Raw genomic sequence first — 5,551 nt, 5'->3', positions numbered from 1 at the left:
TCATCGTCACGTTTATGGTGAACAGTGGATTAAGTTCATGAAGGATGGTGTTAATGCCACTCCTCTCCCGACTGTTAACACTACTGGTTATATTGACCATGCCGCTTTTCTTGGCACGATTAACCCTGATACCAATAAAATCCCTAAGCATTTGTTTCAGGGTTATTTGAATATCTATAACAACTATTTTAAAGCGCCGTGGATGCCTGACCGTACCGAGGCTAACCCTAATGAGCTTAATCAAGATGATGCTCGTTATGGTTTCCGTTGCTGCCATCTCAAAAACATTTGGACTGCTCCGCTTCCTCCTGAGACTGAGCTTTCTCGCCAAATGACGACTTCTACCACATCTATTGACATTATGGGTCTGCAAGCTGCTTATGCTAATTTGCATACTGACCAAGAACGTGATTACTTCATGCAGCGTTACCATGATGTTATTTCTTCATTTGGAGGTAAAACCTCTTATGACGCTGACAACCGTCCTTTACTTGTCATGCGCTCTAATCTCTGGGCATCTGGCTATGATGTTGATGGAACTGACCAAACGTCGTTAGGCCAGTTTTCTGGTCGTGTTCAACAGACCTATAAACATTCTGTGCCGCGTTTCTTTGTTCCTGAGCATGGCACTATGTTTACTCTTGCGCTTGTTCGTTTTCCGCCTACTGCGACTAAAGAGATTCAGTACCTTAACGCTAAAGGTGCTTTGACTTATACCGATATTGCTGGCGACCCTGTTTTGTATGGCAACTTGCCGCCGCGTGAAATTTCTATGAAGGATGTTTTCCGTTCTGGTGATTCGTCTAAGAAGTTTAAGATTGCTGAGGGTCAGTGGTATCGTTATGCGCCTTCGTATGTTTCTCCTGCTTATCACCTTCTTGAAGGCTTCCCATTCATTCAGGAACCGCCTTCTGGTGATTTGCAAGAACGCGTACTTATTCGCCACCATGATTATGACCAGTGTTTCCAGTCCGTTCAGTTGTTGCAGTGGAATAGTCAGGTTAAATTTAATGTGACCGTTTATCGCAATCTGCCGACCACTCGCGATTCAATCATGACTTCGTGATAAAAGATTGAGTGTGAGGTTATAACGCCGAAGCGGTAAAAATTTTAATTTTTGCCGCTGAGGGGTTGACCAAGCGAAGCGCGGTAGGTTTTCTGCTTAGGAGTTTAATCATGTTTCAGACTTTTATTTCTCGCCATAATTCAAACTTTTTTTCTGATAAGCTGGTTCTCACTTCTGTTACTCCAGCTTCTTCGGCACCTGTTTTACAGACACCTAAAGCTACATCGTCAACGTTATATTTTGATAGTTTGACGGTTAATGCTGGTAATGGTGGTTTTCTTCATTGCATTCAGATGGATACATCTGTCAACGCCGCTAATCAGGTTGTTTCTGTTGGTGCTGATATTGCTTTTGATGCCGACCCTAAATTTTTTGCCTGTTTGGTTCGCTTTGAGTCTTCTTCGGTTCCGACTACCCTCCCGACTGCCTATGATGTTTATCCTTTGGATGGTCGCCATGATGGTGGTTATTATACCGTCAAGGACTGTGTGACTATTGACGTCCTTCCCCGTACGCCGGGCAATAATGTTTATGTTGGTTTCATGGTTTGGTCTAACTTTACCGCTACTAAATGCCGCGGATTGGTTTCGCTGAATCAGGTTATTAAAGAGATTATTTGTCTCCAGCCACTTAAGTGAGGTGATTTATGTTTGGTGCTATTGCTGGCGGTATTGCTTCTGCTCTTGCTGGTGGCGCCATGTCTAAATTGTTTGGAGGCGGTCAAAAAGCCGCCTCCGGTGGCATTCAAGGTGATGTGCTTGCTACCGATAACAATACTGTAGGCATGGGTGATGCTGGTATTAAATCTGCCATTCAAGGCTCTAATGTTCCTAACCCTGATGAGGCCGTCCCTAGTTTTGTTTCTGGTGCTATGGCTAAAGCTGGTAAAGGACTTCTTGAAGGTACGTTGCAGGCTGGCACTTCTGCCGTTTCTGATAAGTTGCTTGATTTGGTTGGACTTGGTGGCAAGTCTGCCGCTGATAAAGGAAAGGATACTCGTGATTATCTTGCTGCTGCATTTCCTGAGCTTAATGCTTGGGAGCGTGCTGGTGCTGATGCTTCCTCTGCTGGTATGGTTGACGCCGGATTTGAGAATCAAAAAGAGCTTACTAAAATGCAACTGGACAATCAGAAAGAGATTGCCGAGATGCAAAATGAGACTCAAAAAGAGATTGCTGGCATTCAGTCGGCGACTTCACGCCAGAATACGAAAGACCAGGTATATGCACAAAATGAGATGCTTGCTTATCAACAGAAGGAGTCTACTGCTCGCGTTGCGTCTATTATGGAAAACACCAATCTTTCCAAGCAACAGCAGGTTTCCGAGATTATGCGCCAAATGCTTACTCAAGCTCAAACGGCTGGTCAGTATTTTACCAATGACCAAATCAAAGAAATGACTCGCAAGGTTAGTGCTGAGGTTGACTTAGTTCATCAGCAAACGCAGAATCAGCGGTATGGCTCTTCTCATATTGGCGCTACTGCAAAGGATATTTCTAATGTCGTCACTGATGCTGCTTCTGGTGTGGTTGATATTTTTCATGGTATTGATAAAGCTGTTGCCGATACTTGGAACAATTTCTGGAAAGACGGTAAAGCTGATGGTATTGGCTCTAATTTGTCTAGGAAATAACCGTCAGGATTGACACCCTCCCAATTGTATGTTTTCATGCCTCCAAATCTTGGAGGCTTTTTTATGGTTCGTTCTTATTACCCTTCTGAATGTCACGCTGATTATTTTGACTTTGAGCGTATCGAGGCTCTTAAACCTGCTATTGAGGCTTGTGGCATTTCTACTCTTTCTCAATCCCCAATGCTTGGCTTCCATAAGCAGATGGATAACCGCATCAAGCTCTTGGAAGAGATTCTGTCTTTTCGTATGCAGGGCGTTGAGTTCGATAATGGTGATATGTATGTTGACGGCCATAAGGCTGCTTCTGACGTTCGTGATGAGTTTGTATCTGTTACTGAGAAGTTAATGGATGAATTGGCACAATGCTACAATGTGCTCCCCCAACTTGATATTAATAACACTATAGACCACCGCCCCGAAGGGGACGAAAAATGGTTTTTAGAGAACGAGAAGACGGTTACGCAGTTTTGCCGCAAGCTGGCTGCTGAACGCCCTCTTAAGGATATTCGCGATGAGTATAATTACCCCAAAAAGAAAGGTATTAAGGATGAGTGTTCAAGATTGCTGGAGGCCTCCACTATGAAATCGCGTAGAGGCTTTGCTATTCAGCGTTTGATGAATGCAATGCGACAGGCTCATGCTGATGGTTGGTTTATCGTTTTTGACACTCTCACGTTGGCTGACGACCGATTAGAGGCGTTTTATGATAATCCCAATGCTTTGCGTGACTATTTTCGTGATATTGGTCGTATGGTTCTTGCTGCCGAGGGTCGCAAGGCTAATGATTCACACGCCGACTGCTATCAGTATTTTTGTGTGCCTGAGTATGGTACAGCTAATGGCCGTCTTCATTTCCATGCGGTGCACTTTATGCGGACACTTCCTACAGGTAGCGTTGACCCTAATTTTGGTCGTCGGGTACGCAATCGCCGCCAGTTAAATAGCTTGCAAAATACGTGGCCTTATGGTTACAGTATGCCCATCGCAGTTCGCTACACGCAGGACGCTTTTTCACGTTCTGGTTGGTTGTGGCCTGTTGATGCTAAAGGTGAGCCGCTTAAAGCTACCAGTTATATGGCTGTTGGTTTCTATGTGGCTAAATACGTTAACAAAAAGTCAGATATGGACCTTGCTGCTAAAGGTCTAGGAGCTAAAGAATGGAACAACTCACTAAAAACCAAGCTGTCGCTACTTCCCAAGAAGCTGTTCAGAATCAGAATGAGCCGCAACTTCGGGATGAAAATGCTCACAATGACAAATCTGTCCACGGAGTGCTTAATCCAACTTACCAAGCTGGGTTACGACGCGACGCCGTTCAACCAGATATTGAAGCAGAACGCAAAAAGAGAGATGAGATTGAGGCTGGGAAAAGTTACTGTAGCCGACGTTTTGGCGGCGCAACCTGTGACGACAAATCTGCTCAAATTTATGCGCGCTTCGATAAAAATGATTGGCGTATCCAACCTGCAGAGTTTTATCGCTTCCATGACGCAGAAGTTAACACTTTCGGATATTTCTGATGAGTCGAAAAATTATCTTGATAAAGCAGGAATTACTACTGCTTGTTTACGAATTAAATCGAAGTGGACTGCTGGCGGAAAATGAGAAAATTCGACCTATCCTTGCGCAGCTCGAGAAGCTCTTACTTTGCGACCTTTCGCCATCAACTAACGATTCTGTCAAAAACTGACGCGTTGGATGAGGAGAAGTGGCTTAATATGCTTGGCACGTTCGTCAAGGACTGGTTTAGATATGAGTCACATTTTGTTCATGGTAGAGATTCTCTTGTTGACATTTTAAAAGAGCGTGGATTACTATCTGAGTCCGATGCTGTTCAACCACTAATAGGTAAGAAATCATGAGTCAAGTTACTGAACAATCCGTACGTTTCCAGACCGCTTTGGCCTCTATTAAGCTCATTCAGGCTTCTGCCGTTTTGGATTTAACCGAAGATGATTTCGATTTTCTGACGAGTAACAAAGTTTGGATTGCTACTGACCGCTCTCGTGCTCGTCGCTGCGTTGAGGCTTGCGTTTATGGTACGCTGGACTTTGTAGGATACCCTCGCTTTCCTGCTCCTGTTGAGTTTATTGCTGCCGTCATTGCTTATTATGTTCATCCCGTCAACATTCAAACGGCCTGTCTCATCATGGAAGGCGCTGAATTTACGGAAAACATTATTAATGGCGTCGAGCGTCCGGTTAAAGCCGCTGAATTGTTCGCGTTTACCTTGCGTGTACGCGCAGGAAACACTGACGTTCTTACTGACGCAGAAGAAAACGTGCGTCAAAAATTACGTGCAGAAGGAGTGATGTAATGTCTAAAGGTAAAAAACGTTCTGGCGCTCGCCCTGGTCGTCCGCAGCCGTTGCGAGGTACTAAAGGCAAGCGTAAAGGCGCTCGTCTTTGGTATGTAGGTGGTCAACAATTTTAATTGCAGGGGCTTCGGCCCCTTACTTGAGGATAAATTATGTCTAATATTCAAACTGGCGCCGAGCGTATGCCGCATGACCTTTCCCATCTTGGCTTCCTTGCTGGTCAGATTGGTCGTCTTATTACCATTTCAACTACTCCGGTTATCGCTGGCGACTCCTTCGAGATGGACGCCGTTGGCGCTCTCCGTCTTTCTCCATTGCGTCGTGGCCTTGCTATTGACTCTACTGTAGACATTTTTACTTTTTATGTCCCTCATCGTCACGTTTATGGTGAACAGTGGATTAAGTTCATGAAGGATGGTGTTAATGCCACTCCTCTCCCGACTGTTAACACTGCTGGTTATATTGACCATGCCGCTTTTCTTGGCACGATTAACCCTGATACCAATAAAATCCCTAAGCATTTGTTTCAGGGTTA

Annotated in this window: 9 protein-coding genes; all 9 read left to right on the top strand. The window is 44.6% G+C overall.

From position 1 onward, the window contains the following. Positions 1-1,066 (top strand): major capsid protein (locus tag C665_RS21500; RefSeq protein WP_245537191.1); only part of this gene is annotated, 1,066 nt, incomplete at its 5' end. A 110-nt stretch (positions 1,067-1,176) separates the two neighbouring features. Then, positions 1,177-1,704, top strand: coding sequence for a hypothetical protein (locus tag C665_RS21495; RefSeq protein ID WP_000487867.1), 528 nt, complete (start codon positions 1,177-1,179; stop codon positions 1,702-1,704). An 8-nt stretch (positions 1,705-1,712) separates the two neighbouring features. Beyond that, the gene (locus C665_RS21490) at positions 1,713-2,699 is read left to right on the top strand and encodes a Minor spike protein (RefSeq protein ID WP_000466547.1); all 987 of its coding nucleotides are present in this window, start codon (positions 1,713-1,715) and stop codon (positions 2,697-2,699) included. A gap of 63 nt (positions 2,700-2,762) precedes the next feature. Further along, positions 2,763-4,304 (top strand): replication endonuclease, encoded by a 1,542-nt coding sequence (locus tag C665_RS21485; RefSeq protein ID WP_000252566.1) that lies wholly within the window; start codon positions 2,763-2,765, stop codon positions 4,302-4,304. Beyond that, a complete protein-coding gene (locus tag C665_RS21480; protein ID WP_435988044.1) occupies positions 4,237-4,389 on the top strand; it encodes a hypothetical protein in 153 nt (50 codons plus the stop codon). Before C665_RS21485 ends, C665_RS21480 begins: the two co-directional genes overlap by 68 nt. Beyond that, positions 4,322-4,561 (top strand): phage DNA packaging protein C, encoded by a 240-nt coding sequence (locus C665_RS21475; protein WP_016670801.1) that lies wholly within the window; start codon positions 4,322-4,324, stop codon positions 4,559-4,561. Before C665_RS21480 ends, C665_RS21475 begins: the two co-directional genes overlap by 68 nt. Beyond that, positions 4,558-5,016, top strand: a complete 459-nt coding sequence (locus tag C665_RS21470) for a scaffolding protein D (RefSeq protein ID WP_000084700.1) — start codon at positions 4,558-4,560, stop codon at positions 5,014-5,016. The genes C665_RS21475 and C665_RS21470 overlap by 4 nt, the downstream gene beginning before the upstream one ends. After that, the gene (locus C665_RS21465) at positions 5,016-5,132 is read left to right on the top strand and encodes a phage DNA packaging protein J (RefSeq protein ID WP_000033471.1); all 117 of its coding nucleotides are present in this window, start codon (positions 5,016-5,018) and stop codon (positions 5,130-5,132) included. Before C665_RS21470 ends, C665_RS21465 begins: the two co-directional genes overlap by 1 nt. Before the next feature lie 36 nt (positions 5,133-5,168). After that, a partial coding sequence (locus C665_RS21460; RefSeq protein ID WP_281054730.1) for a major capsid protein occupies positions 5,169-5,551 on the top strand: 383 nt, incomplete at its 3' end.

It is taken from the genome of Thauera aminoaromatica S2, assembly GCF_000310185.1.
In the GTDB taxonomy this organism is placed as follows: Bacteria; Pseudomonadota; Gammaproteobacteria; order Burkholderiales; family Rhodocyclaceae; genus Thauera; species Thauera aminoaromatica.
Note: the sequence above shows the minus strand (reverse complement) of the source record. Positions and strands in the feature narration are given on the sequence as shown.